At 44.3% G+C, this 530-nt stretch carries 1 protein-coding gene; it reads left to right on the plus strand.

Translation table 11 applies throughout. The features are described 5' to 3' along the window. Positions 1 to 72: 72 nt before the first annotated feature. On the plus strand, positions 73 to 465 hold the full coding sequence (locus tag B879_RS21580; RefSeq protein ID WP_009187261.1) for a group II intron maturase-specific domain-containing protein: 393 nt from the start codon (positions 73 to 75) through the stop codon (positions 463 to 465). Positions 466 to 530 lie beyond the last annotated feature (65 nt).

Below are 530 nucleotides of genomic sequence, written 5' to 3' on the forward strand. Positions count from 1 at the left end.
TTCCTTGGTTACTCGTTTTACAGGACGAAAGGAGAGGGCAGGCTGCGGATACACCCCAAAAGCGTGCTAAAGATGAAAGCCAAACTAAAGGAACTGACGTCACGTAGCAATGGATGGGGTAACGACCGCAGGAAGGAATCACTCCGACAATATATTATTGGCTGGGTGAATTACTTTAAGTTGGCAGACATGCAAAGCCTGTTACTAAGAGTAGACGAATGGTATAGGCGAAGAATCAGAATGGTCATCTGGAAACAATGGAAACGGATCAGGACCAAACTGAGGAATCTAATCAAGCTTGGGGTAAAGAAATCCAAAGCTTGGGAGTGGGCGAACACTAGGAAAGGCCATTGGCCCATTGCCAATAGTTTTATACTTGCTACCACTATTACCTTAGATAGACTTAGACAGGCAGGGTATGTATTTTTGTCCGACTATTACCAAAAGGTTAGAATCAAAACTTAAAGAACCGCCGTATACCGAACGGTACGTACGGTGGTGTGAGAGGACAGATAGGGAAATAATCCCTA

Origin of the sequence: Cecembia lonarensis LW9, assembly GCF_000298295.1 — a bacterium.
Lineage (GTDB): Bacteria > Bacteroidota > Bacteroidia > Cytophagales > Cyclobacteriaceae > Cecembia > Cecembia lonarensis.

Bases quoted from the DNA above. Each gene is read 5' to 3' on its own strand.
- B879_RS21580 (WP_009187261.1), top strand. From the start codon at position 73: ATGAAAGCCAAACTAAAGGAACTGACGTCACGTAGCAATGGATGGGGT.